Source organism: Variovorax sp. YR266 (genome assembly GCF_900107295.1).
Lineage (GTDB): Bacteria > Pseudomonadota > Gammaproteobacteria > Burkholderiales > Burkholderiaceae_C > Variovorax.
In genome coordinates this window covers 189,414-212,595 of record NZ_FNPM01000001.1, presented here as the reverse complement: position 1 = coordinate 212,595, position 23,182 = coordinate 189,414, and the positions used below count along the sequence as shown (strand labels likewise).

The 23,182-nt window shown below is 66.7% G+C and carries 14 protein-coding genes and 2 pseudogenes; 14 read left to right on the top strand and 2 right to left on the bottom strand.

The features are described 5' to 3' along the window. Positions 1–500 precede the first annotated feature (500 nt). The 7 genes and pseudogenes from BLW48_RS36045 to BLW48_RS01005 form a co-directional block, all read left to right on the top strand. Positions 501–1,853: pseudogene (locus BLW48_RS36045) on the top strand (ESPR-type extended signal peptide-containing protein); the annotation flags it as partial. Positions 1,854–1,982: 129 nt separating this feature from the next. Beyond that, positions 1,983–7,154: pseudogene (locus BLW48_RS36040) on the top strand (beta strand repeat-containing protein); the annotation flags it as partial. Then, positions 7,137–7,547 carry a YadA-like family protein gene (locus BLW48_RS36035; RefSeq protein WP_371127535.1) on the top strand — a complete coding sequence of 137 codons (411 nt, stop codon included), beginning with the start codon at positions 7,137–7,139 and terminating at the stop codon, positions 7,545–7,547. The pseudogene BLW48_RS36040 and the gene BLW48_RS36035, both read left to right, overlap by 18 nt. Before the next feature lie 82 nt (positions 7,548–7,629). Next, positions 7,630–8,781, top strand: a complete 1,152-nt coding sequence (locus tag BLW48_RS01020) for a DUF2827 domain-containing protein (protein ID WP_093172126.1) — start codon at positions 7,630–7,632, stop codon at positions 8,779–8,781. Then, the gene (locus BLW48_RS01015; protein WP_093172124.1) at positions 8,778–9,932 is read left to right on the top strand and encodes a DUF2827 domain-containing protein; all 1,155 of its coding nucleotides are present in this window, start codon (positions 8,778–8,780) and stop codon (positions 9,930–9,932) included. The genes BLW48_RS01020 and BLW48_RS01015 overlap by 4 nt, the downstream gene beginning before the upstream one ends. An 8-nt stretch (positions 9,933–9,940) precedes the next feature. Continuing rightward, positions 9,941–10,534, top strand: a complete 594-nt coding sequence (locus BLW48_RS01010) for a hypothetical protein (RefSeq protein ID WP_093172122.1) — start codon at positions 9,941–9,943, stop codon at positions 10,532–10,534. Between the two features lie 110 nt (positions 10,535–10,644). Then, on the top strand, positions 10,645–12,909 hold the full coding sequence (locus BLW48_RS01005) for an acyl-CoA dehydrogenase (RefSeq protein WP_093172120.1): 2,265 nt from the start codon (positions 10,645–10,647) through the stop codon (positions 12,907–12,909). Here BLW48_RS01005 and BLW48_RS01000 read toward each other — a convergent pair. Then, positions 12,809–13,660 (bottom strand): helix-turn-helix domain-containing protein, encoded by an 852-nt coding sequence (locus BLW48_RS01000; protein ID WP_093173202.1) that lies wholly within the window; start codon positions 13,658–13,660, stop codon positions 12,809–12,811. The two genes, BLW48_RS01005 and BLW48_RS01000, sit on opposite strands and share 101 nt — an antisense overlap. A 131-nt stretch (positions 13,661–13,791) precedes the next feature. Between BLW48_RS01000 and BLW48_RS00995 the strand changes: the two genes are divergently transcribed. Then, on the top strand, positions 13,792–14,226 hold the full coding sequence (locus BLW48_RS00995) for a hypothetical protein (protein ID WP_093172118.1): 435 nt from the start codon (positions 13,792–13,794) through the stop codon (positions 14,224–14,226). Positions 14,227–14,385: 159 nt separating this feature from the next. Beyond that, positions 14,386–17,250 (top strand): aconitate hydratase, encoded by a 2,865-nt coding sequence (locus BLW48_RS00990; RefSeq protein WP_093172117.1) that lies wholly within the window; start codon positions 14,386–14,388, stop codon positions 17,248–17,250. Between the two features lie 27 nt (positions 17,251–17,277). Here the strand turns inward: BLW48_RS00990 and BLW48_RS00985 are convergent, their stop codons facing one another. After that, positions 17,278–18,744: a C13 family peptidase gene (locus BLW48_RS00985; protein WP_093173200.1), complete on the bottom strand. Its 1,467-nt coding sequence runs from the start codon at positions 18,742–18,744 to the stop codon at positions 17,278–17,280. An 81-nt stretch (positions 18,745–18,825) separates the two neighbouring features. Here BLW48_RS00985 and BLW48_RS00980 point away from each other — a divergent pair, with 81 nt between their 5' ends. From BLW48_RS00980 to BLW48_RS00960, 5 genes are all read left to right on the top strand, one after another. After that, entirely contained in the window at positions 18,826–19,320 is a 495-nt protein-coding gene (locus tag BLW48_RS00980; protein ID WP_093172114.1) for a metallophosphoesterase family protein, read from the top strand. Between the two features lie 143 nt (positions 19,321–19,463). Then, a complete protein-coding gene (locus tag BLW48_RS00975; protein ID WP_093049585.1) occupies positions 19,464–19,766 on the top strand; it encodes a FeoA family protein in 303 nt (100 codons plus the stop codon). Then, the gene (locus BLW48_RS00970) at positions 19,759–21,654 is read left to right on the top strand and encodes a ferrous iron transporter B (protein ID WP_093049588.1); all 1,896 of its coding nucleotides are present in this window, start codon (positions 19,759–19,761) and stop codon (positions 21,652–21,654) included. The genes BLW48_RS00975 and BLW48_RS00970 overlap by 8 nt, the downstream gene beginning before the upstream one ends. Before the next feature lie 28 nt (positions 21,655–21,682). Next, entirely contained in the window at positions 21,683–21,970 is a 288-nt protein-coding gene (locus BLW48_RS00965; RefSeq protein WP_093049590.1) for a DUF6587 family protein, read from the top strand. A 5-nt stretch (positions 21,971–21,975) separates the two neighbouring features. Further along, on the top strand, positions 21,976–23,160 hold the full coding sequence (locus BLW48_RS00960) for an FAD-dependent monooxygenase (protein ID WP_093172112.1): 1,185 nt from the start codon (positions 21,976–21,978) through the stop codon (positions 23,158–23,160). The last annotated feature ends 22 nt before the right edge of the window (positions 23,161–23,182 follow it).

Genomic DNA, 23,182 nt, shown 5'->3' with positions numbered 1-23,182 from the left:
AATTGTTTCAAGAATGTTAATTGCCATCCGCGGCGATTGCAGATCGTTTTCTGGGGTTGGCAATTAATTAACTGCTATGTGACGAAATTCCTATTTCAGCGGGCTTTGTCATTCTTCGAGGCTTGCAAAGAGCAGACGCACTGTTCTTTGAGCCGGCGGCGAGAAGAAGGAGAAAGGGAGCTTATCGGCGAAGTTGTGTGAAAAAAGTCCGCTGAAGCCGCGCTTTGGATTCTATGTGGCCTCCCGCTTTCAGTGGCTTGTCGGCAACCCTCGGGCCTAAATGAGTTCACTCATATTTCATTTTTGTGAACTAAATCATTGGTTCGAAATTTCCCTATTGCGGCATGCGAACTGAAATGTAAACAAGTCCGTACATTCCAGCATTCCTGTAATCGAGGCACTCCCAAGCGCGTGCCTTCAGCGATGGAACCTGACGCAGGGGCATCGCATTTTTTGTCGATCTGAACCCGTCAATCCATTCACCGCGAGCCGAACAGTAAATGAACAAGTCATACAGAAGCATATGGAACGAAGCCCTGGGAGCATGGGTGGCGGCTTCCGAGCTCACCTCGGCGCGCGGCAAGCGAAGCGGTAGCGCGAAGCGGTCGACATTCCGTCTCCTGGCCGTGGCGGCCATCTATGGGGTGATGCAGGGCGGAGCCGGGGTGGCGTACGCCAACGTCATCAATACCGACGGCACCTGTGTGACGGGATCGAGTGGCATCGTCGGCCGCGTGAATCCCGGAAGCACCAGTGGAGCGACCGGTGCACCGACGCAAGACGGTACCGGCACCTACTCGCTGGTGGCGGGATGCAACGCGACCGGTACGGGCTCGACCGCGGTGACCGTGTACGGCGCGTTCGCCCAGGGCCGGGCAACCGGGGCTTCCGCATTCGGCTTCCTCAGCAACGCGAGCGGCAAGTGGAGCAGCGCCTACGGGCTGGAGTCGAACGCGGGCGGCATCTCCAGCATCGCGATGGGCTTCGGCAGCAACGCTGCCGCGCTCAATTCCGTAGCCATCGGCGGCGCTGGCGGGGACGGCACCACCCCGCTGACCGTTGCCAACTCGACCACCGCCTCGGGCAGTGGGGCCGTGGCCATCGGCAGCAACGCGACCAAGGGCGCGCAGGCGACCGCGACGGATTCCATCGCCATCGGCGGCCAGGCTTTTGTCAGTTCCGGGGCCACTTCGGGCGTAGCCATCGGCCGCGGCGCCAACGTCGCGGGTACCAGTGCGATTGCGCTCGGTGACGGCGCGAACGCGATCGGCAGCAATGCCATCGCCATCGGCACGAATGCCAATGCTGCGACTACCGGCGCCTCGAATCTTGCGATCGGCTGGGGCGCCGTGGCGACGGGTACGGCTGCATCGTTGGGCGATTCCACCGCCGTTGGCACGGGTGCCAAGGCCACCGGCCAGGATTCGACCGCCGTCGGCGGCCAGACCACGGCCAGTGCCTTGAACACGCTGGCGATCGGCAACAACGGCACCACGGCTTCTGCCAGCGGCGCGACCGCCTTCGGGGTGGGAGCCAAGGCCACGGGCCAGAACTCGCTGGCAGCGGGCAATGGCACGCTGGCTTCGAACACCGGCTCCATCGCCATCGGCAGCAACACCACCGACGTGGCAAAGTCGGCGGCCGTCGACGGCATCGCCATCGGCGGTCAGTCCTCAGTGGCGGCTGCCGCCAACTCCGGTATCGCGGTCGGTCGCGGCTCGAGCGTCAGCGGCACAGCCGGTGTTGCCGTTGGCGACGGCGCCAATGCGTCGGCCCTCAACGCGATAGCCCTCGGCGTTTCTGCCATCGGCTCTGGCGCCAACGCAGTCGCGGTCGGCGCCGGTGCCAAGGCCAATGGCGGCGGCGCGACGGCCTTCGGCAACAACGCCAATGCAGCCTTCGGCAACGACATGGCTTTCGGCACCAACGCGCGTGCCGTTGGCGATGCATCGGGACTGGCACCTTCGACCGCTTTCGGCAACAGCGCAAATGCCACGGGCAGCGGTTCCACGGCATTCGGGACCCTTTCGAATGCCCAGGGCGCCACCTCCGCAGCTATCGGTTATGCCGCGCAGACCGGCGCCGGTGCAACAAACGGCCTGGCGGTCGGCACCAATGCTTCTTCCATGGGTGACCGCAGCGCTGCCATTGGCTCGGGAGCCAACGCCACAGGCGCCTACTCCGTGGCCCTTGGCCGGACAGCGAATTCGTTCGCTGACGGATCCACCGCGATTGGCTCCAACTCCGTTGGCGGGGCGAAGGCGCTTGCGAACGATTCGATCGCCATTGGTGGGCAGTCCGCTGTCGCTGCGACGGCAACCTCCGGCATTGCCGTCGGACGTGGATCAGCCGTCAATGGCGCGTCCGGCATTGCTGTCGGCGACAGCGCCAATGCAGCGTATGCAAACAGCGTCGCAATTGGCGCGGGCAGCGTGACCGGCGCCGCGGCGCCTACCGGCAAGGGGTTCCTCACCAACACCAACGCGCCTGCGTCCGAGGTCTCGGTGGGTTCGTCTTCCGCCCTGCGGCGAATCACGAACGTTGCCGATGGCGCGGCGCCCCAGGACGCCGTGACCGTGGCTCAGTTGAGCACGGGCATGAGCACTGCCGCGAGCAGCATCGGCAGCCTGTCCACGGGCCTAAGCACAACGAACAGCAATGTGACCAGTCTGTCGACCTCGACCTCGACGGGCCTGAGCACTGCGACGAGCAGCATCGGCAGCCTGTCGACTGGTTTGAGCACGACCAACAGCACCGTCAGCAGCCTGTCCACTGGCCTGAGCGCGTCGGCGAGCAGCATCGGCAGCCTGTCGACCGGCTTGAGCAGCACGAACAGCAGCGTGACCAGTCTGTCCACGTCGACCTCGACGGGTCTGAGTACGGCGACTAGCGGCATTGGCAGCCTGTCCACTGGCCTGAGCACCACGAACAGCAATGTCTCCAGCCTGTCGACGTCGACCTCGACCGGTTTGAGCACCGCGACGAGCAGCATCGGCAGCTTGTCGACTGGCCTGAGCACCACGAACAGCAACGTCACCAGTCTGTCGACCTCGACCTCCACAGGTCTGAGCACCGCGACAAGCAGCATCGGCAGCCTCTCGACCGGTTTGAGCACGACCAACAGCAATGTCTCCAGCCTGTCCACTGGTTTAAGCACCACGAACAGCGCCGTTGCGAGTTTGTCGACCTCGACCTCGACCGGCTTGAGCACCGCGACCAGCAGCGTCGGCAGTCTGTCTACAGGCCTGAGCACGACCAACAGCAACGTTGCGAGCCTGTCGACTTCGACCTCGACGGGTCTGAGCACCGCCACGAGCAGCATTGGCAGCCTGTCTACCGGCTTGAGCACGACGAACAGCAACGTGACCAGCCTGTCGACTTCGACGTCGACAGGTCTCAGCACTGCGACGAGCAGCATCGGCAGTCTGTCTACAGGCCTGAGCACGACCAACAGCAACGTCTCCAGCCTGTCCACCGGCTTGAGCACCGCAACGAGCGGCATCGGCAGCCTGTCGACTGGCCTGAGCACGACCAACAGCAACCTTGGCACCCTGAGCTCGTCGGTCAGCTCGATCTACAACACCGGTACGAAGTACTTCCACGCCAACAGCACCGGCGCGGACAGCCAGGCCAACGGCGCCGACAGCGTGGCCATCGGCCAGAACGCGATCTCCAACGGCGACAACAGCGTGGCGGTCGGCAAGAACGCCCAGACCACCAAGCCCGACAGCGTGGCGCTGGGTGCGAACTCGGTGGCCAGCGTGGGTGCGTTGGCCAACTACGATGCGTTCGGCCTGACGAGCAAGCAAAGCTCATCGGGTGAAGTGAACGTGGGCAACCGCCAGATCACAGGCGTGGCGCCGGGCAGCGCGGACCAGGACGCCGTCAACGTCCTGCAAGTCAAGACCGTCACAGCTTCGTTGTCGAGCAGCATCGGCACCGCAACGAGCAGCATTGCCAGCCTTTCGACGGGCCTGAGCACGACGAACAGCAATGTGACCAGTCTGTCGACCTCGACGTCGACGGGTCTGAGCACAGCGACAAGTAGCATCGGTAGCCTGTCCACTGGCTTGAGCACGACAAACAGCAACGTGACCAGCCTGTCGACCTCGACGTCGACGGGTCTGAGCACAGCCACCAGCAGCATCGGCAGCTTGTCTACCGGCTTGAGCACGACCAACAGCAATGTGACCAGCTTGTCGACCTCGACGTCGACCGGTCTGAGCACAGCCACCAGCAGCATCGGCAGCCTGTCGACCGGCCTGAGCACGACGAACAGCAATGTGACCAGCTTGTCGACGTCAACGTCGACCGGTCTGAGCACGGCGACGAGCAGCATCGGCAGTCTGTCGACCGGCTTGAGCACGACCAACAGCAATGTGACTAGCCTGTCGACTTCGACCTCCACGGGCCTGAGCACAGCGACAAGCAGCATCGGCAGCCTGTCGACCGGCCTGAGCACGACGAACAGCAATGTGACCAGCTTGTCGACTTCAACGTCGACCGGTCTGAGCACGGCGACGAGCAGCATCGGCAGTCTGTCGACCGGCTTGAGCACGACGAACAGCAATGTGACGAGCCTGTCGACTTCGACGTCGACTGGTCTGAGCACTGCGACGAGCAGCATCGGTAGTCTGTCGACTGGCTTGAGCACGATGAACAGCAATGTCACCAGCCTCTCGACTTCGACCTCGACTGGCCTGAGCACTGCGACGAGCAGCATTGGTAGCCTGTCTACAGGTTTGAGCACGACGAATAGCAACGTGACCAGCCTGTCGACTTCGACGTCGACTGGTCTGAGCACTGCGACGAGCAGCATCGGTAGTCTGTCCACCGGCTTGAGCACGACGAACAGTAATGTGACCAGCCTGTCGACTTCGACGTCGACGGGTCTGAGCACCGCGACCAGCAACATCGGTAGCCTGTCGACTGGCCTGAGCACGACGAACAGCAATGTCACCAGCCTGTCGACTTCGACCTCGACTGGCCTGAGCACAGCCACAAGCAGCATCGGCAGCCTGTCCACGGGCCTGAGCACGACGAACAGCAATGTCACCAGCCTGTCGACTTCGACCTCGACTGGCCTGAGCACAGCGACGAGCAGCATCGGCAGCCTGTCGACCGGCCTGAGCACGACGAACAGCAACGTGACCAGCCTGTCGACCTCGACGTCGACCGGCCTGAGCACCGCCACCAGCAACATCGGCAGCCTGTCCACCGGCCTCAGCACCGCCAACAGCAACATCGGCAGCCTGTCCACGGGCGTCGCGAACTCGGTCCAGTACGACGATGCGACTCACACCAAGGTCACGCTGGGCGGCGTCGGCGCGACATCGCCGGTCATCCTGACCAACGTTGCCGCGGGTGTGAACCCCACCGACGCGGTGAACTTCAGCCAACTGACTTCGCTGTCGACCTCGGTTTCCAGCGGTATTGCCAGCATGTCGACTTCCACTTCGACTGGCTTGAGCACTGCGACGAGCAGCATCGGCAGCCTGTCCACAGGTTTGAGCACGACGAACAGCAACGTCTCGAGCTTGTCGACCTCGACCTCCACGGGCCTGAGCACCGCCACGAGCAGCATCGACAGCCTGTCTACGTCGACCTCGACGGGCTTGAGCACCGCGACCAGCAGCATCGGCAGCCTGTCGACCGGTCTGAGCACGACGAACAGCAGCGTCTCCAGCCTGTCGACTTCGACCTCCACAGGGCTGAGCACCGCCACAAGCAGCATCGGCAGTTTGTCCACATCGACTTCGACGGGCATCAGCAGCCTGTCGACCGGCCTGAGCACGACCAACAGCAACGTTTCCAGCCTCTCGACTTCGACCTCCACGGGCCTGAGCACCGCCACGAGCAGCATCGACAGCCTGTCCACGTCGACTTCGACGGGCCTGAGCACGGCGACCAGCAGCATCGGCAGCCTGTCGACCGGCCTGAGCACGACAAACAGCAATGTGACCAGCCTCTCGACCTCGGTCTCCACGGGTCTGAGCACTGCCACGAGCAGCATCGACAGCTTGTCCACGTCGACTTCGACGGGCCTGAGCACGGCGACCAGCAGCATCGGCAGCCTGTCAACCGGCCTGAGCACGACGAACAGCAATGTGGCGAGTCTGTCGACGAGCCTGAGCGGTTCGACGAGCGCCATTGCCAGCCTGTCGACTTCGACCTCGACCGGCCTGAGCACGACGAACAGCAGCGTTGCGAGCCTGTCGACCTCGACCTCCACGGGGCTTAGCACTGCCACGAGCAGCATCGACAGCTTGTCCACGTCGACCTCGACGGGCCTGAGCACTGCGACAAGCAGCATCGGAAGCCTGTCGACCGGCTTGAGCACCACCGACAGCAACCTCGCAAGCCTGTCGACCTCGACCTCGTCGGGCCTGAGCACTGCGACCAGCAACATCGCCAGTCTCTCGACCGGCGTCGGCAGCCTGTCGACCAGCCTGAGCACGACCAATGTCAACGTCAACAGCTTGAGCACGTCGGTCAACAACATCTACAACACGGGCACCAAGTACTTCCACGCCAATTCGACGGCGGCAGACGCAGACGCCAGCGGCCAGGAAGCCGTGGCGATCGGCCCGCAGTCGGTGGCCAGCGGCGCCAACTCCTTTGCGGCCGGCAACGGTGCGAAGGCGACGGCCGACGGCGCGGTGGCGGTGGGCTTCGGCGCCCAGGCCACGGGTGCGAACGCGATCGCCATCGGCACAGGGGCGCTGGCCACGGGCTCGCAGGCGATCGGCGTGAACTCCCGCGCGGGCGGCGGCGGCGTGGCGCTGGGCGACAACGCGGATGCCGGCGGCACGCAGCTGAGCAAGGCGCAGAACATCTCGCAGGGCACGGCCATCGGTTTCGGCGCGATCGTGACGCAAAGCGGCGGCGTCGCACTGGGCTCGGGCTCGGTGGCTTCCACCGCGGCGGGCGTGGCCGGTTACGTGCCGGGCGGTGCGTCGGCACAGCAGCAGGCAGCCGTCAATGCGACCACCAGCACGCAGGCCGCGGTGTCGGTGGGCGATGCGGCCAACGGGCAGTACCGCCAGATCACGGGCGTGGCAGCAGGCACGGCCGACAGCGACGCGACCAACGTGGCGCAGCTCAAGGCATCGGCAGCCGCCGCGAAGGCCGGCAGCGTGCAGTACGCGACCAACCCGGACGGCTCGGTCAACTACAACCAGATCACGCTGGGCAATGGCCAGGCGCCGGGCGGCACGCGCATCAGCAACGTGGCGCCGGGCATCCTGCCGGGCGACGCGGTCAACATGAGCCAGCTGAACCAGGTGCAGAGCCAGGTCGGCGATGTGGCCCGCATTGCCTACTCGGGCACGGCCATGGCCTTCGCGATGTCGGGCACCTACCTGCCGACGCTGTACCCCGGCGAGAAGACGGTGGGCGTGGGCCTCGGCAGCTACAAGGGCTACAGCGCGGTGGCGCTGACCTTCAAGGCGCTGTCCGACGACGGCAAGATGTCCTGGGGCGCGGGCCTGACGACCACGGGCAAGGAGTGGGGCGTCAACGCCGGCATCGGCTGGAAGTGGAAATAAGCCACTGAATCGGCCAGCGACCGGCCGGCTCCCGCGCTGTGATGGTGCGGGAGCCTTTTCTTTTGGTACACACTTCGCCCCCATGCGCATTGGTATTTCAGTCCTCACCCACGCGGGGCAGAACATCTGGGAGAACGGGATGGGGCAGAACGTCCTGTTTCTTGCCCGGCTGCTGCAACGCATCGGGTTCGTCGAATCCGTCACCCTGATCGACGCCGGCGACCAGTCGAGCATGCCGCCCCAGGTCGACCTTGCTGCCATGGGCCTGGCCTTCGGGCGGGCGCGCGAGCTGACCGATGCGCTCGACGTGGTCATCGAGATGGCCGGCGCGCTCGACGTGCAATGGCTCTCCTACTTTCGCGCATGCGGCGGCCGCGTGGTGTTCCATTGCGTGGGCCAGCCTTTCGCGGCGCTGGCCGAGCCGATCGTGTTCACCGACAAGGGCCACTTCAGCAAGCCCGATCGCTGCGACGAGGTGTGGCTGCTGCCGAAAGACGCGGTGTTCGCGCCCATGATGCGCACCATGCATCGCTGCCCGGTGTTCGAGGTGCCGTACCTCTGGTCGCCGCAGTTCCTGGCCCAGCGCGTCGCGGAGGTCGAGGCCGCGGGCCATCGTTTCGGGTACACGCCGCGTACTGTGGAGCAGCCGGGCTTTCGGGTGGCGATCTTCGAGCCCAACATCTCGGTGGTGAAGTCCAGCAGCGTGCCCATGCTGATCTGCGACGGGGCCTATCGCGCAGACCCGGCGGCCGTGACCTCGATGCAGGTGCTCAACACCCTGCACATCAAGGACCACCCGACCATGCTGTACCTGGCGAACTCGCTCGACATCGTGCGCCAGCACAAGGCGATCTTCCACGGCCGGCACGACTTCGCGGGCTTCATGGTGCAGTTTGCCGACGCGGTGGTTTCGCACCAGTGGCAGAACGACCAGAACTACAGCTACCTCGATGCGCTCTACGGCAACTACCCGCTGGTGCACAACTCGCCCTGGCTGCGCGATGCGGGCTACTACTACCCAGACTTCGACATCGCCGCCGGCGCGGCGCAACTGCAGCAGGCCGTGCGCAATCACGACCGGCAGCTGGACGACTACCGCGCCCGCTCGCAACGCGTCTTCGACGCGGTCGATCCGCTCAACCCCGCGAACGTCGACGGCTATGCGCAGCGCCTGCTGAACCTGGTGGGTGGCAATGCCGCATTCCGTGCCGACGGCGTGAAGGCTGCCGCATGAACGAGGCGCAGCAACAAAAGACCGCCATGCCGGCGAAGCTGAAGGTCGGCGTTTCCATCTTCATCCGCAAGGGCGAGCAGAGCCTGTGGGAGAACGGCGTCTACCAGAACTGCCTGTTCCTCGTGATGCTGCTGCTGCGTTCGCCGCGCGTGGAAAGCGCCGTGCTGGTGGCCGGCGGCGGCGACGGCGGCCCGGCGGACGCCACCAACTTCCTCGCCGATTCGCCGGTGCCCATCATCGACATGGCCACGGCAGCGCAGGAGCTCGACCTCATGATCGAGATGAGCGCCCAGCTGGCCATGCCGTGGTCCGTGGCGTTCCGTGAGCGCGGCGGCAAGATTGTCTCGATGCGCGTGGGCAACGACTACGTGATCGACATCGAGCGCATGATTTTCGACAAGCCGCACGGCCTGCTGATCTCGGGCGCGCCCTACGACGAGGTCTGGACGATTCCCGAGTACGAGGTTTCGTGCAAGCCCTACTTCGAGAGCACCTTCCGCGCGCCGGTGCGGCTCATGCCGCATCTCTGGAGCCCGATGGTGCTGGAGCGCGCCATGGCCCGCGCGCCGGCGGACGGCCCGCCCTTTGTCTACGAGCCCGGCCGCAAGCAGTGGCGCGTGGCCATCTTCGAGCCCAACATCTGCATGGTGAAGACCAGCTTCGTTCCCATGCTCGGCTGCGAGGCGGCGCACCGCGCGCAGCCGCGGCTGATCGAGAAGATGTGGGTCTACAACAGCTTTCACCTGAAGGACAAGCCGCTGTTCATCGGCTTCGCGCAGAGCCTGGACCTCGTGCAGCACGGCCTGGCCACCTTCGAGGGGCGCTTTCCGATGTACCAGGTGATGCCCGGCAAGATCGACGCCGTGTTCGCGCACCACTGGGAGAACGCGCAGAACTACCTCTACTACGAGGCGCTGTACGGCGGCTACCCGCTCGTCCACAACTCGCACCTCATCGGCGACTGCGGCTACCGCTACCACGGCTTCGACTGCGAGGAGGGCGGCCGCGCCCTGCAGCGCGCCTTCGCCGAGCACGACGCCAACCTGCCGGCCTACCGCGAGCGCGCGCGCCGCTTCATCGCCACGCTCGACCCCGAGGGCGAGGACAACGTGCGCGCCTACACCGCCGCCATCGAAAACCTTTACGCATGAGGACCGGGATGAAGCCGACCCAACGAATCTCCCGCCTGCTGATTGCCGCCCTTGCATGGGCCGCCGCCGGCACCGCGCTTGCCCAAGGCGTGCTGGTGCCCCAGGCCCCGCCCGCGGCCCCGCAGGACACGCTTACGCGCGCTGCCACCAGCGTGGGCATCAAGCGCTGCCTGCCGGCCATCACGCGGCTTTCCACGCTCACCGTGCAGGGGGCTCGCAGCCACGACGTGCTGCTCGACTGGGACCGAAAGCGCCCCGACGCCGGGCCGATGTTCTCGCTGATCGGCATGGAGTTTCCGAACGCCGGCGTGGCCGCGTCGATCACGGCCATTCCCGATGAAAGCGGCTCCTGCACCGTGTCGGCCGAGCGCATCTCGGTCGCGCCCTTCACCTGCGCGAGCGTCGGCCAGCAGGAGCTGGCGAGCTACAAGATGACGCGGCTGCTGCCCAACTACGCGGTCTACACCGACGAGAAGGAGCCGACTTCGTCGGTCTCGCTGATCGATTCGCCGCCGGGCTGCCTGGTCATCCGGCGCTATGTCGAATATGGCTGGCGGGATCCAGCCGCCGCTGCTGCGGCCCAGCCTCCGAAGAAGCGGTAGGCGCGTCCGTCTCCGACAGGCCGGGGAGCCCTTGACCGGCCCTCGGGGCCAGCCACAAGCCTCAAGAATGGTGCCAATCCGCGTGCATTCGTCGCGGAAGGAGACGCACCATGCCTCTGGCGACACTGATCGGCCGATGGGCCATGCAGCCATTCTCGAAGGCGCTCCCGCCGCTGGGCGACACCGAGCGCGCGGCGCTCGAGGCGGGCACCGTCGGCTTCGAAGGCCAGCTCTTCGCAGGCCGCCCGGACTTCGATGCACTGGCGGCCATGGGCCCCAACCAGCTCACCGAACGCGAGCAGGCCTTTCTCCACAACGAAGTGCGCGAGCTGTGCCACATGCTCGACGACCACGCCATCGACCAGGCGCACGACCTGCCGCCCGAGGTGTGGCGCTACCTGCGCGAGAAGCGCTTCTTCGGAATGATCATTCCCGAGGAATTCGGCGGCCTCGGCTTCGGTCACCATGCACACGCTACGGTGGTGGCGCGCATCGCCACCGTCAACGTGGCCACGGCCGTCACGGTGATGGTGCCCAACTCGCTGGGGCCTGCCGAACTGCTGCTGCGCTACGGCACCGATGCGCAGAAAGAGCACTACCTGCCGCGCCTTGCCGACGGCCGTGAGCTGCCGTGCTTCGGCCTGACATCGCCGTATGCGGGGTCGGATGCGGCATCGATTCCCGACCGTGGTGTGGTGGTCGAGTGCGAGTTCAACGGCAAGCCGACGCGCGGCTTTCTTGTCGATTTCGACAAGCGCTACATCACGCTCGCGCCGGTCGCCACCGTGGTCGGGCTGGCCTTCCACGCCATCGACGAAAGCAGGCCCGAGGGCGAGCGCGAACTCGGCATTACCTGCGCGCTGATTCCAGTGCCGCACGAGGGCATGGACATCGGCCGTCGCCATCGCCCGATGGACAGCGCCTTCATGAACGGCCCGATCCACGGCCGGCAGGTGTTCGTGCCGATGGACTGGATCATCGGCGGCGAGCAGCAGGTCGGGCAGGGGTGGCGCATGCTGATGGAATGCCTGGCGGCGGGCCGCGCGATATCGCTGCCGGCGCTGGGCTCGGCGATGCAGCAGACAGCGCTGTACGTGAGCAACGGCTATGGGCAAATTCGCGAACAGTTCGGCATGCCGGTCGGCAAGTTCCACGCGGTCGCGGGGCTGGTGGCGCAGATGTCGGCCGAGCTGTACGCGACCGATGCGGCGCGACGCTTCACGGCGGCCGCGCTCGACAAGGGCGAGCGGCCCAGCGTGGCCAGTGCCATCCTCAAGGTGCAGCTGACCGAAGCCGGACGCCGCGCGGTCAACCACGGCATGGACATCCTCGGCGGCAAGGGCATCATCTCCGGCCCGTCAAACCTGCTCGGCGTGTCCTACCGACAGGCGCCGATCGCGATCACGGTGGAGGGCGCGAACATCCTCACGCGCGCGCTCATCGTGTTCGGGCAGGGCGCGGTGCGATGCCATCCGCATGTGCTCGACGAAATGGCTGCCGTGCAGGCGAAGGACGAGACCGCGCTCGGCAAGGCGCTCATGGCACACGGCAGGCACGTGGCGGTGAACCTGTGGCGCAGCCTCTTCGGCGCGCCGGTGCTCGGCGCGCCGCCCGATGAGCTGATGCACGAAGCGCGGCTCGTCGCGCGCATGAGCGCCAAGTACGCGCTCACGGCCGATCTCGCGATGGGGATGCTCGGCGGCAAGCTCAAGCGCATGGAGCTGCTGTCGGCGCGCCTGGGCGATGTGCTCGCGCACCTGTACCTGGCCAGTTCGTGCATCTGGCGCTATCGCGTCGATGCGGCACCGGAGCTGTTGCCTTTCGCACGGGCTGCGATCCGCCTGCAGATCGACGAGGCCGGCAAGATCCTGCGCGATCTCTATGCCAACCTGCCGACGGCGGGCCGGCGCGTGATCGGTGCGCTGGTACTGCGCCGCACCGCGCACCTGGCGCCGCTGCGCGACGTGCAACTGCTCGAACTGGCCGACCTGCTGCGCAAGGACCCGCGCATCGTCGAACGCCTGGCGCCCGACCTGAGCGAGCCAGCCGCCGGCGGCCTGCGCGATCTGATGTACGCGATGGAACTGGGCGCGCAGCTAGGCGACGCCACGGCTGCGCTCAACAAGGCGCTGCGCCGCATGAACTCGCTCGAAGAGGCGGCCCGCTCGGCGCCCGACCCCGAACTGGCGCTCGCCTACCTGAAGGCAGCCGACAAGGTCATCCAGGTGGACGACTTCGAAGGCCCGCCGCGCGATGCAGACGGCAGGGCCGACCTCAGCCCGCCTGTTGCTGCTGCGCAGCCAGTGCCGTCAGCGCTGCCGCCGTCTGCTCATCCGCCGGAAAGAACGACTCCACCGCGAGTTCTTGCAATGTGACGTCGACCGGCGTGCCGAAGATCGTGATGGTGCTGATGAAGCTCAGCACGCCGCTCGGCATGACCACCTGAAAGGGCACGGCCACCGCCGACAGCGCGGTGTCGATGACGGGCGCGTCATGGCTCACGGCGGGCGAGGGATAGGCCGCAAGTTCATCGTGCAGCGCTTGCAGCACCGCGTCGCCCGTGGCGGCAATCTGCTGTTGCAGCCGTTCGAGCAGGTGAGTGCGCCACTGCGCGAGATTGGCAATGCGCGGCGCCACGCCGTCGGGGTGCAGGCTCAGGCGCAGCACGTTGATGGGCGGCTTCAGCAGCTCGGGCGAGGCGCCTTCCATCAGCAGCGGCACCAGCGCGTTGTGCGCGACCAGGTTCCAGTGGCGGTCCACGGCCAGCGCGGGAAAGGGCTCGTGGCCTTTCAGCACCAGATCGACCGCGCGGCGTGCCGCGGCCATTGCCGGATCATCGAGCGAGCGCTGCCGATACATCGGCGCGAAGCCGGCGGCCACCAACAACGCATTGCGCTCGCGCAGCGGCACCTCGAGCCGCTCGGCCAGGCGCAGCACCATCTCGCGGCTCGGCGCGGCGCGGCCGGTTTCAACATAGCTCAGGTGGCGGGTCGAGACCTCGGCCTCCTGCGCCAGGTCGAGCTGGCTCAGGCGGCGGTGGGTGCGCCAGTGCCGCAGGTGGGCGCCGAACGGGTCGCGCGCGCCGGGCTGGCTGGCCTTGGTCGGGTGGGAGCGGGTGGTGTTCATGAGGCGCATTCTGGCGCGGCGGCGGCGCGGCGCCATGACCTCCCAGGTCATCGACGCGATCCACGCTGGCCGGAATCATTGGCTCCAACGCGGCAGGACTGGCCTGCAGCGTAGCAACCAAGGAGATTCACATGTCCGTCTTCGCATCCCCCCGCTTCCTGCCCGCCGTGATGTGGGCCGACGCCGCCTCCTGCGCCGCGACCGGCGCGCTGCAGGTGGCATTCACCGGCGCACTGGCCGGGTTGACCGGGCTGCCGGCGCCGCTGCTCATGGGTACGGGCGTGTTCCTGCTGGTCTATGCCGCCGCCGCGGCCTTCATGGCCAGCCGCAGCACGCCGCCACGCACGCTGATCGGCCTGGTCGTCGCCGGCAACTTCGGCTGGGCCGTGGCGTGCATCGCGCTGCTGGTGAGCGGCATGTTTGCGGTCACTGTGCTGGGCATGGCCTGGGTGCTGGCGCAGGTGGCGTGCGTGGTTGTGTTGGCCGAGCTGCAATGGACTGGCCTGCGCCGCACCCGCGGCAGTGCAGGCGCGGTCACCGGGCTTACGCCGGCCGGTCGTTGGTGATCTGATCTCGCGCAAATGCCGGCGACACCCCTTTACCCGGCATTTTTCGCGATGAGGAACAGGGCGGCAGAAGGCGGGATCGGAGAAGACCGACTACAACGGCTGACATTGATCCCTGATATCTTTGAGAGGCTTCCACGAACAAACAGGAGTCTCTCCATGGCCAAAGCCCCGGCGCATGCGTTTGCGTCCACCCTCAAGACCTTCAAGACCCCGTCAGGCAAGTCCGGCAAATATTGGTCCCTGAAGGAACTGGCCAAGCAATACCCCACCATCGACCGCCTGCCCGTCTCCATCCGCATCGTGCTCGAGTCGGTGCTGCGCAATTGCGATGGGCAGAAAGTCTCGGCCAAGCACGTCGAAGAGCTGGCCCACTGGGCGCCCAACGCCGAGCGCGTAGACGAAATTCCCTTCGTCGTCACCCGCGTGGTGCTGCAGGACTTCACCGGCGTGCCGCTGCTGGCCGACCTGGCCGCCATGCGCAGCGTGGCCGCCAAGCTGGGCAAGTCGCCCAAGACCATCGAGCCGCTGGTGCCCGTCGACCTGGTGGTCGACCACTCGGTGATGGTCGACTACTACGGCACGCCCAAGGCGCTCGACCTGAACATGAAGCTGGAATTCCAGCGCAACAACGAGCGCTACCAGTTCATGAAGTGGGGCATGCAGGCCTTCGACACCTTCCGCGTCGTGCCGCCGGGCTTCGGCATCGTGCACCAGGTCAACCTCGAATACTTTGCACGCGGCGTCTACAAGAGCCCGAGCGACAAGAACGACAAACCAACGTATTACCCCGACTCGCTGGTCGGCACCGACAGCCACACCACCATGATCAACGGTATCGGCGTGGTCGGCTGGGGCGTTGGCGGCATCGAGGCCGAGGCGGCCATGCTGGGCCAGCCGGTCTACATGCTGACGCCCGACGTGGTGGGCTTCGAGCTCACCGGCAAGCTGCGCGAAGGCGTCACGGCAACCGACCTGGTGCTGTACGTCACTTCCATCCTGCGGGCTGAAAAGGTGGTCGGCAAGTTCGTCGAATTCTTCGGCCCCGGCGCCGCATCCATTGCCGTGCCCGACCGCGCGACCATCGGCAACATGGCGCCTGAATACGGCGCGACCATGGGTTTCTTCCCGGTCGACGACATGACCGTGGCGTATTTCGAAGGCACCGGCCGCACCAAGGAAGAGGTCGAGCGCTTCGCCGCCTACTACAAGGCGCAGGGCCTCTACGGCATGCCCAACCCGGGCGACATCGACTACACGAAGATCGTCAAGCTCGACCTGGGCACCGTCTCGCCCAGCCTGGCCGGCCCGAAGCGCCCGCAGGACCGCATCGACCTCGGCCACCTCTCCACCAAGTTCTCGGAGCTCTACAGCAAGCCCAACGACGCCAACGGCTTCAACCAGCCGGCCGACAAGCTCAAGCTGCGCTATCCGCTGGTCGCGGCCGGCAAGGCCGGTGACGAAGAAGCCGCCCCGCCGCCAGCAGGCGCGCCGCTCGACGTGGTCGAGATGGTGGCCAACCGCTCGACCAACGCCGCCGCGCACGTGAGCGCCACCGCGCCTTCGGCGCCCAAGGGCGAAGTCACCATCGGCAACGGCGACGTGCTGATTGCGGCCATCACCTCGTGCACCAACACCTCGAACCCGAGCGTGATGCTGGCCGCCGGCCTGCTGGCCAAGAAGGCCGTCGAGGCCGGCCTCACGGTCAAGCCGCACATCAAGACCTCGCTGGCTCCCGGCTCGCGCATCGTGACCGAATATCTCGAGAAGGCAGGCCTGCTGCCGTACCTCGAAAAGCTCGGCTTCTACCTTGCGGGCTACGGCTGCACCACCTGCATCGGCAACGCCGGCGATCTCACGCCCGAGATCAACGAGGCGATCACCAAGAACGACCTGATCGGCGCGGCCGTGCTGTCGGGCAACCGCAACTTCGAGGCGCGCATCCACCCGAACCTGAAGGCCAACTTCCTCGCCTCGCCGCCGCTGGTGGTTGCCTTTGCCATCGCCGGCAATGTAATGACCGACCTGATGACCGAGCCCGTGGGCAAGGGCAAGAAGGGCAAGGACGTGTACCTCGGCGACATCTGGCCCACGCCGAAGGAAATCGACGACAACCTGCGTTACGCGATGAACGCCAAGTCGTTCCGCTCCAACTACGACAAGGTCAAGACCGACCCGGGCAAGTTCTGGAGCAGCATCAAGGGCACCAATGGTCAGGTGTACGACTGGCCGAAGTCGACCTACATTGCCGAGCCGCCGTTCTTCGAGGGCTTCAAGATGAAGCCGCATGCGTCGGACGCGGGCTTCAAGGGCGCGCGCGTGATGGCGCTGTTCGGCGACTCGATCACCACCGACCACATCTCGCCGGCCGGCTCCATCAAGGAAAGTTCGCCCGCGGGCATCTGGCTCAAGGCGCACGGCGTGCCCAAGGCCGACTTCAACAGCTACGGCTCGCGCCGCGGCAACCACGACGTGATGATGCGCGGCACCTTTGCCAACGTGCGCATCAAGAACCTGATGATTCCGCCGGATGCCAACGGCACGCAGGAAGAGGGCGGCGTCACGCTGTTTCAGCCGGGCAACCAGAAGATGTTCATCTACGACGCCGCCATGAAGTACATGGAGCAGGGCGTGCCCACGGTGGTGTTCGGCGGCGAAGAGTACGGCACCGGTTCCTCGCGCGACTGGGCCGCCAAGGGCACGCAGCTGCTGGGCATCAAAGCCGTGGTGGCGCGCAGCTTCGAGCGCATCCACCGCGCCAACCTGGTCGGCATGGGCGTGCTGCCGCTGCAGTTCCGCGGCGCCGATTCATGGCAGACGCTGGGCCTCACGGGCGACGAGCAGATCGACGTGGTGATCGGCAGCGAGCTGAAGCCGCAGATGGACGTGAAGCTGGTGGTGCACCGCCCCGACGGCACGCACCAGGAGGTAACGGTGCGCCTGCGCATCGACACGCCTATCGAGGTCGACTACTACAAGCACGGCGGCATCCTGCCGTTCGTGCTCCGGCAGCTCCTGGAATAACCCCGGGAGCATGGCCCGTCGGCGCTGCTACTTCGAGGCGGCGTCGAGTCGCTGCGCAAGCTGGTCGAGCAGCGGGCGGATCTTTTCGCCAACGCGGATCTGCGGGTTCGAGAAGCCGTCTTCCTTGCCGGCCTCGATCTCGCGCTGCTTGATCAGCGGCACGGCCGCCGCGAAGGCGGTTTCGAAGGAGCGCGTCTTGCGCAGTTCCTCGTTGAACATCGCGCGGCCGAAGAAGGTCAGCTCCGACAGCCGGCCGCATCCGTACGAGGTGTGCGTGGCGTCGGCGGCGGTCATCACCAGCGTGTTTTCGTTGGCCAGCGGTTCGATCCAACCCCCTGAATAGCAGGCCGACACCGCCACCACCCGGTGGCGAATGCCTGCTTCGTCGAGCGCTTCGCGCAGTTCTTCCGGCGTGAGCCAGGGCACGGCCAGCGGCCAGTGCGCGGCGGCCAGCTGGTGGTCGCGCGCGCCGTGCGAGGTGAGGTAGACGATCAGCACGTCGTTCTCGCGGTCCATGCGCTCGGCCAGCGCGGCAATGGCACGCTGCAGGTTGAGCGGGGTGGCCCAGGGCAGCGTCTCGGCTGTGGTCGCGTGGTTCATCAGGTGGATCACGCGGCCCTTGGCGTCGAAGCGCTCTTCCAGCAACTGGGTGACCATGTTGCTCTCGCGCAGGAACACGTCTTCAGACGCGTAGGGCGCAAACACCAGCCCGTAGACGTTGGTTTGCCCCGGCTTGCCGGCGGGCAGCGCCGCGACCGTGCGCTCCCACAGCGCCTGCTGTTCTTCGAAGAGTTCCTGCGTCAGCTGCATGCGCGGACGCTCGGGCTGGGTGGATGCGCTGGTGGCATCGGGCTGCCACATGCGGTCTTGTGTGTTGAGCGATTGCCAGAAAGTCAGCGTCAGCAGGGCGACGAACGCGGGCGCGAAGATCGCAAGCCGCCAACGTGCGCCGGCTTCGCGCGCGGTGAACCGAACCAGCGCCAGCACCATCCACGCGCATCCCAGGCCGAAGACGACCCAGTAGCCGGGCGAGGTGGCGATCGCCGACGGCAACCAGCCGCGCGTGTAGCCCAGCGCCAGCATGCCGAGCGCCAGGTTGGCCGGGAACATCGCCCAGGTGGCCAGCACGAACCAGCGCGCCAGTCCGCCGCCGCGGGCCCGCCCGGACAGCGCGAACCAGCCCAGCCACGCGAGCACGCCGAGCACCCAGAGCGTGTTGAGGCCGACGGTTTCGTAGAGCCGTGCGGGGCCGGCGATTTCGAGGCGCGCCAAGCCAGTCCAGACGAGTTCGGGCAGCAGCACGAGCAGCAGCAACTGCCAGGGCGCGGGTCGTGCATCGACGCGCGGCTCCAGCAGGAGCGAGGCGCGCAGGCCGCCGACCAGCCAGCGCCACAGGCTCGCGCGCGGCGGGGTGTCCTGCGTGGGCGGAGGCGAAGCGGATGCTTCTTCGGTGTTCTCGGGAGGCTGCTGCGGTGCGATGATGTCTTCGGGCATGCCGTCGATCATGCCCTTGGGGGCCGTGCTTCTTGCCGGCTGTCGCCCCGGGTTTGCCTGAATAACTTTCTTCTTCTGCCCATGCTTCGCATCGGTTTGATCTCCGACACGCACGGGCTCATGCGGCCCGAGGCCATCGCCTTCCTGAAGGGCAGCGACTTCATCGTGCACGGCGGTGACATCGGCAACGCCGGCATCCTCGAAGCGCTCGCGGCCATTGCGCCGTTGACGGTCGTGCGAGGCAACAACGACCGCGAACCCTGGGCAGATGCCATCGCGGAAACCGAACTTGTGAAGTTCGGCAGCGTGCACCTCTATGCCATTCATGATCTTGCGCAGCTCGACATCGACCCGCCCGCAGCCGGCGTGCGCGTGGTCGTCTCGGGCCATTCGCACAAGCCGAAAGTCGAAGAGCGCGATGGTGTGCTCTACGTCAATCCGGGCAGTGCGGGCCCGCGACGGTTCAAGCTGCCGATTTCCGTCGCCGAACTCGTTATCGACGGTGCGTCAGTGACTGCGCGCGTCGTCTCGATCGACCCGCAGGGTGGTCTTCCCTCTACCGGGGGAGGCACCTGAGACCCGGCCTTGAGCCGGTTTCTTGGTGTTTCTGGGCGGATAGAGCCTGATTTCGAGGGGTTGGTCAGGTATTTGTGAGTGAGAATTGCTAGCATCTAGGTTTTGCTTACCGGCGCGCCCGATATCCCGGGCGTCCTCTCACCGTGCGAACCAACGATTTCGGCGCAGCGCCGACCACCGCCGTCGCCCTGCGCCTCGACCAGCTTCCGAACAACCAGTGGGCCACCGTGCTCGACGTGGCGCGCCCCGACAACGCCGACGACCGGGAACTCGTCCTGCGCCTGACCGAAATCGGCTTCGTGCCGGGCGAGGCCGTGCGCATCGTCGCCAGCGGCATTCCGGGCCGCGAGCCGCTGGCGGTGCGCCTCGGCCACACCACCTTCGCACTGCGCCGCCACGAGGCCGCGCTGATCCACGTCACGCCGGGAGCCGCAAACCATGGTTGAAGCCGTCATCCAGGGCCCCGGCCGCCTCGCCGCCACCGCTCAGCCGGGCCGCATCGCCCTGCTGGGCAATCCCAACTGCGGCAAGACCGCACTGTTCAACCTGCTCACCGGCAGCCGCCAGAAGGTGGCCAACTACGCCGGCGTGACCGTCGAGCGCAAGGAGGGCACGCTGCGCACGCCCTCGGGCCGCCGCGTGTTCGTGCTCGACCTGCCGGGCGCCTACAGCCTGAACGCGCTGAGCGCCGACGAAGCCGTCACCCGCGACATCGTCACCGGCCAGAGCAAGGAAGCCCTGCCCGACCTGCTGGTGTGCGTTACCGACGCCACCAACCTGCGCCTGAACCTGCGGCTGGTGATCGAAGCCAAGCGGCTCGGCTTGCCGATGGTGGTGGCGCTGAACATGACCGACATGGCGAAGAAGCAGGGCATCGTGGTCGACACGGCCGTGCTCTCGCGCGAACTGGGCGTGCCCGTCATCGAGACCGTCGGCGTGCACACCGGCGGCGCGCAAGGCCTGCTCGCAGCGCTCGACACGCCAGTGGCCGCCGCCACGCCGCAGCCCTGGCAGGCGCCGGGCCTCGACGACGTGCTGGCCACGCAGCGCGAGGTGCGCCGCATCCTCGGTCTCACGGTGAAGGAGCCGGTCGGCAGCCTTGCCACCAGCGACCGCATCGACCGCGTGGTGCTGCACCCCGTGTGGGGCATGTTGGTGCTGGCCGTCACCATGTTCCTGATGTTCCAGGCCGTGTTCAGCTGGGCCAACGTGCCGATGGACGCCATCAAGGCCGGCACCGAAGGGCTGGGCAACCTGCTCAAGACGGCCATGCCCGAGGGCATGCTGCAGAGCCTGCTGGTCGACGGCGTGATCGCAGGCGTGGGCGGCGTCATCGTCTTCCTGCCGCAGATCCTGATTCTTTTCCTGTTCATTCTTGCGCTGGAAGACTCTGGCTACCTGCCGCGCGCGGCCTTCCTGCTCGACCGCGTGATGGGCACCGTGGGTCTGTCGGGCCGCTCGTTCATTCCGCTGCTGTCGAGCTTTGCCTGCGCCATTCCGGGCGTGATGGCCACGCGCACCATCAGCAACTGGCGCGACCGCATCACGACCATCATGATCGCGCCGCTCATGACCTGTTCGGCGCGGCTGCCGGTGTATGCGCTGCTCATCGCGGCCTTCATTCCGGCGCGCACCGTGGGCGGCGTGTTCAACCTGCAGGGCGTGGTGCTGTTCGCGCTGTATGTGTTCGGCATCGTCTCGGCGATGGCCGTGGCCTGGGTGATGAAGCGCTTCCGCGACAACACGCAGCATTCGCCGCTGCTGATGGAGCTGCCGGCCTACCGCTGGCCGAACCCGCGCAACCTGGCGCTGGGCCTGTACGAGCGTGCCTGGATCTTCATCCAGCGCGTAGGCACGATCATCCTGACGCTGACGATCCTGCTGTGGTTCTTGTCGACCTTCCCGTCGCCGCCAGAAGGCGCGACCGGCCCGGCCATCCAGTACAGCCTGGCCGGCATGATCGGCCGCGGGCTGGAGCACATCTTCGCGCCCATTGGCTTCAACTGGCAGATCTCGATCGCGCTGGTGCCCGGCATGGCGGCGCGTGAAGTGGCCGTGGGTGCGCTCGGCACGGTGTACGCGCTGTCGGCCACGGGCGACGACGTGGCGGGCCAGCTGGAGCCGCTCATCGCTGGCAGCTGGTCGCTGGCTACCGCGCTGTCGCTGCTGGTCTGGTACGTGTTCGCGCCGCAGTGCATCTCGACGCTGGCTGCGGTGAAGCGCGAGACGGGCTCGTGGAAGTACGTCTGGATCATGGCTGGCTACCTGTTCGCGCTGGCCTACATGGCCTGCTTCATCACCTACCGCGTTGCGGTGGCACTCGGAGCGGGTTAAAACCTGTCATGAAAGGTTTGAAGAAGAAATGGCACAGCAACTGATCGTCGGATTGATCGTCGCGGCCGCCGCGTTCTACGCGGTCTGGCGCTGGATGCCCGCAGGCTGGCGCCGCGGCGCGGCACAGAAGCTCGCGGCCGGCACGCATCGCGCGGGCTGGGTCGACGAAGAACGCGCCAAGGAACTGGCTGCATCGCTCGCCAAGACCTCGGGCTGCGGCTCGTGCGACAGCTGCGGAAGCTGCGGTCCCAAGACACCTCTCAAACAACCGGAAGCCGACCAGGCCACCATCAGCCCGTCCATGCACGGCCGCTGAGACCGATGCCCGCGCACATCCTCGTCGCCGGGGGCGGCATCGGGGGGCTGGCCACTGCGCTGGCGCTTTCCAAGGGCCGGCACCGGGTCGACGTTTTCGAGCAGGCCGCCGTCTTCGGCGAAATCGGTGCCGGCGTGCAGCTCGGGCCCAATGCCACGCGGCGTCTTCAGCAACTCGACCTGGGCCCCGGGCTCGCGGCCATCGCGGCGCGGCCCGATGCGCTGGTGGTGCACAGCGCAGAAAGCGGCTCCGAACTCGCCCGCATGCCGCTCGCCGACGCCATGCAGCAGCGCTACGGCGCTCCCTACTTCTGCGTGCATCGCGCCGACCTGCACGGCCTGCTGCTCGATGCCGTGCGTGCGCGCGGCACCGGCTCACTCGTGACTGGCGCGCAGATCAGGCAGGTGGAAACCAGCGATGACCTCGTCTGCCTGTCGAGCACCGACGCGCGCGCCTGGGAGGGCGAAGCCATCGTCGGAGCCGACGGCCTCTGGAGCATGGTGCGTCGGCAGCTCGATTGCGCGTCTGCCGCGCAGCCACCGCGCGTTACCGGCCACACGGCCTGGCGCGCGCTGATCGAACAATCGAGCCTGCCTGCCGCATTGCGCCGCAAGCAGGTCGATGTGTGGCTCGGCCCACGCCTGCATGCGGTGGCGTACCCGGTGCGCGGCGGCGACTGGCTCAACGTGGTGGTGATCGCCGAATCGGCCCCGGCCGGCGACGCGCGCGACTGGGACCAGTCCAGCAGCATCGCCGCCCTGAAGCAGGCCATGGGCCGCAGCTGCGCCGGACTGCAGTCGTTGCTCGATGCCATGCCCGGCTGGCGCGCATGGTCGCTCGGCGACCGCGCCCCCATGACCAGCGCAGCCGAGATGGCGCATGAGCGTGTCGCGTTGGTGGGCGATGCCGCGCATCCGATGGTGCCGTACCTCGCGCAAGGCGCGGGCATGGCCATCGAAGACGCGGTGGCGCTGGCCGATTCGTTAGCCGACGGCAGTGCGGCCGATGTGCCCGCTGCCTTCGCGCGCTATGCCGAGGCGCGCTGGGCACGCAACGCGCAGGTGCAGGCACGTGCGCGCCGCAACGGCGAGATCTTCCATGCCACGGGCGCCGTGCGCCTGGGCCGCGACATGGCGATGCGCCTGCTGGGCGCAAAGCTGCTCGACCAGCCCTGGCTGTACGGCGGCTGAGCGAACGGCGCGCCGGCGCCTT

Excerpts from the sequence above, each read along its gene's own strand:
- BLW48_RS00985 (WP_093173200.1), bottom strand. The coding sequence starts at position 18,744 with ATGCCCGAAGACATCATCGCACCGCAGCAGCCTCCCGAGAACACCGAA.
- BLW48_RS00980 (WP_093172114.1), top strand. The coding sequence starts at position 18,826 with ATGCTTCGCATCGGTTTGATCTCCGACACGCACGGGCTCATGCGGCCC.
- BLW48_RS00960 (WP_093172112.1), top strand. The coding sequence starts at position 21,976 with ATGCCCGCGCACATCCTCGTCGCCGGGGGCGGCATCGGGGGGCTGGCC.
- BLW48_RS01015 (WP_093172124.1), top strand. The coding sequence starts at position 8,778 with ATGAACGAGGCGCAGCAACAAAAGACCGCCATGCCGGCGAAGCTGAAG.
- BLW48_RS00990 (WP_093172117.1), top strand. The coding sequence starts at position 14,386 with ATGGCCAAAGCCCCGGCGCATGCGTTTGCGTCCACCCTCAAGACCTTC.
- BLW48_RS01020 (WP_093172126.1), top strand. The coding sequence starts at position 7,630 with ATGCGCATTGGTATTTCAGTCCTCACCCACGCGGGGCAGAACATCTGG.
- BLW48_RS01010 (WP_093172122.1), top strand. The coding sequence starts at position 9,941 with ATGAAGCCGACCCAACGAATCTCCCGCCTGCTGATTGCCGCCCTTGCA.
- BLW48_RS01005 (WP_093172120.1), top strand. The coding sequence starts at position 10,645 with ATGCCTCTGGCGACACTGATCGGCCGATGGGCCATGCAGCCATTCTCG.
- BLW48_RS01000 (WP_093173202.1), bottom strand. The coding sequence starts at position 13,660 with ATGAACACCACCCGCTCCCACCCGACCAAGGCCAGCCAGCCCGGCGCG.
- BLW48_RS00970 (WP_093049588.1), top strand. The coding sequence starts at position 19,759 with ATGGTTGAAGCCGTCATCCAGGGCCCCGGCCGCCTCGCCGCCACCGCT.
- BLW48_RS00995 (WP_093172118.1), top strand. The coding sequence starts at position 13,792 with ATGTCCGTCTTCGCATCCCCCCGCTTCCTGCCCGCCGTGATGTGGGCC.
- BLW48_RS00965 (WP_093049590.1), top strand. The coding sequence starts at position 21,683 with ATGGCACAGCAACTGATCGTCGGATTGATCGTCGCGGCCGCCGCGTTC.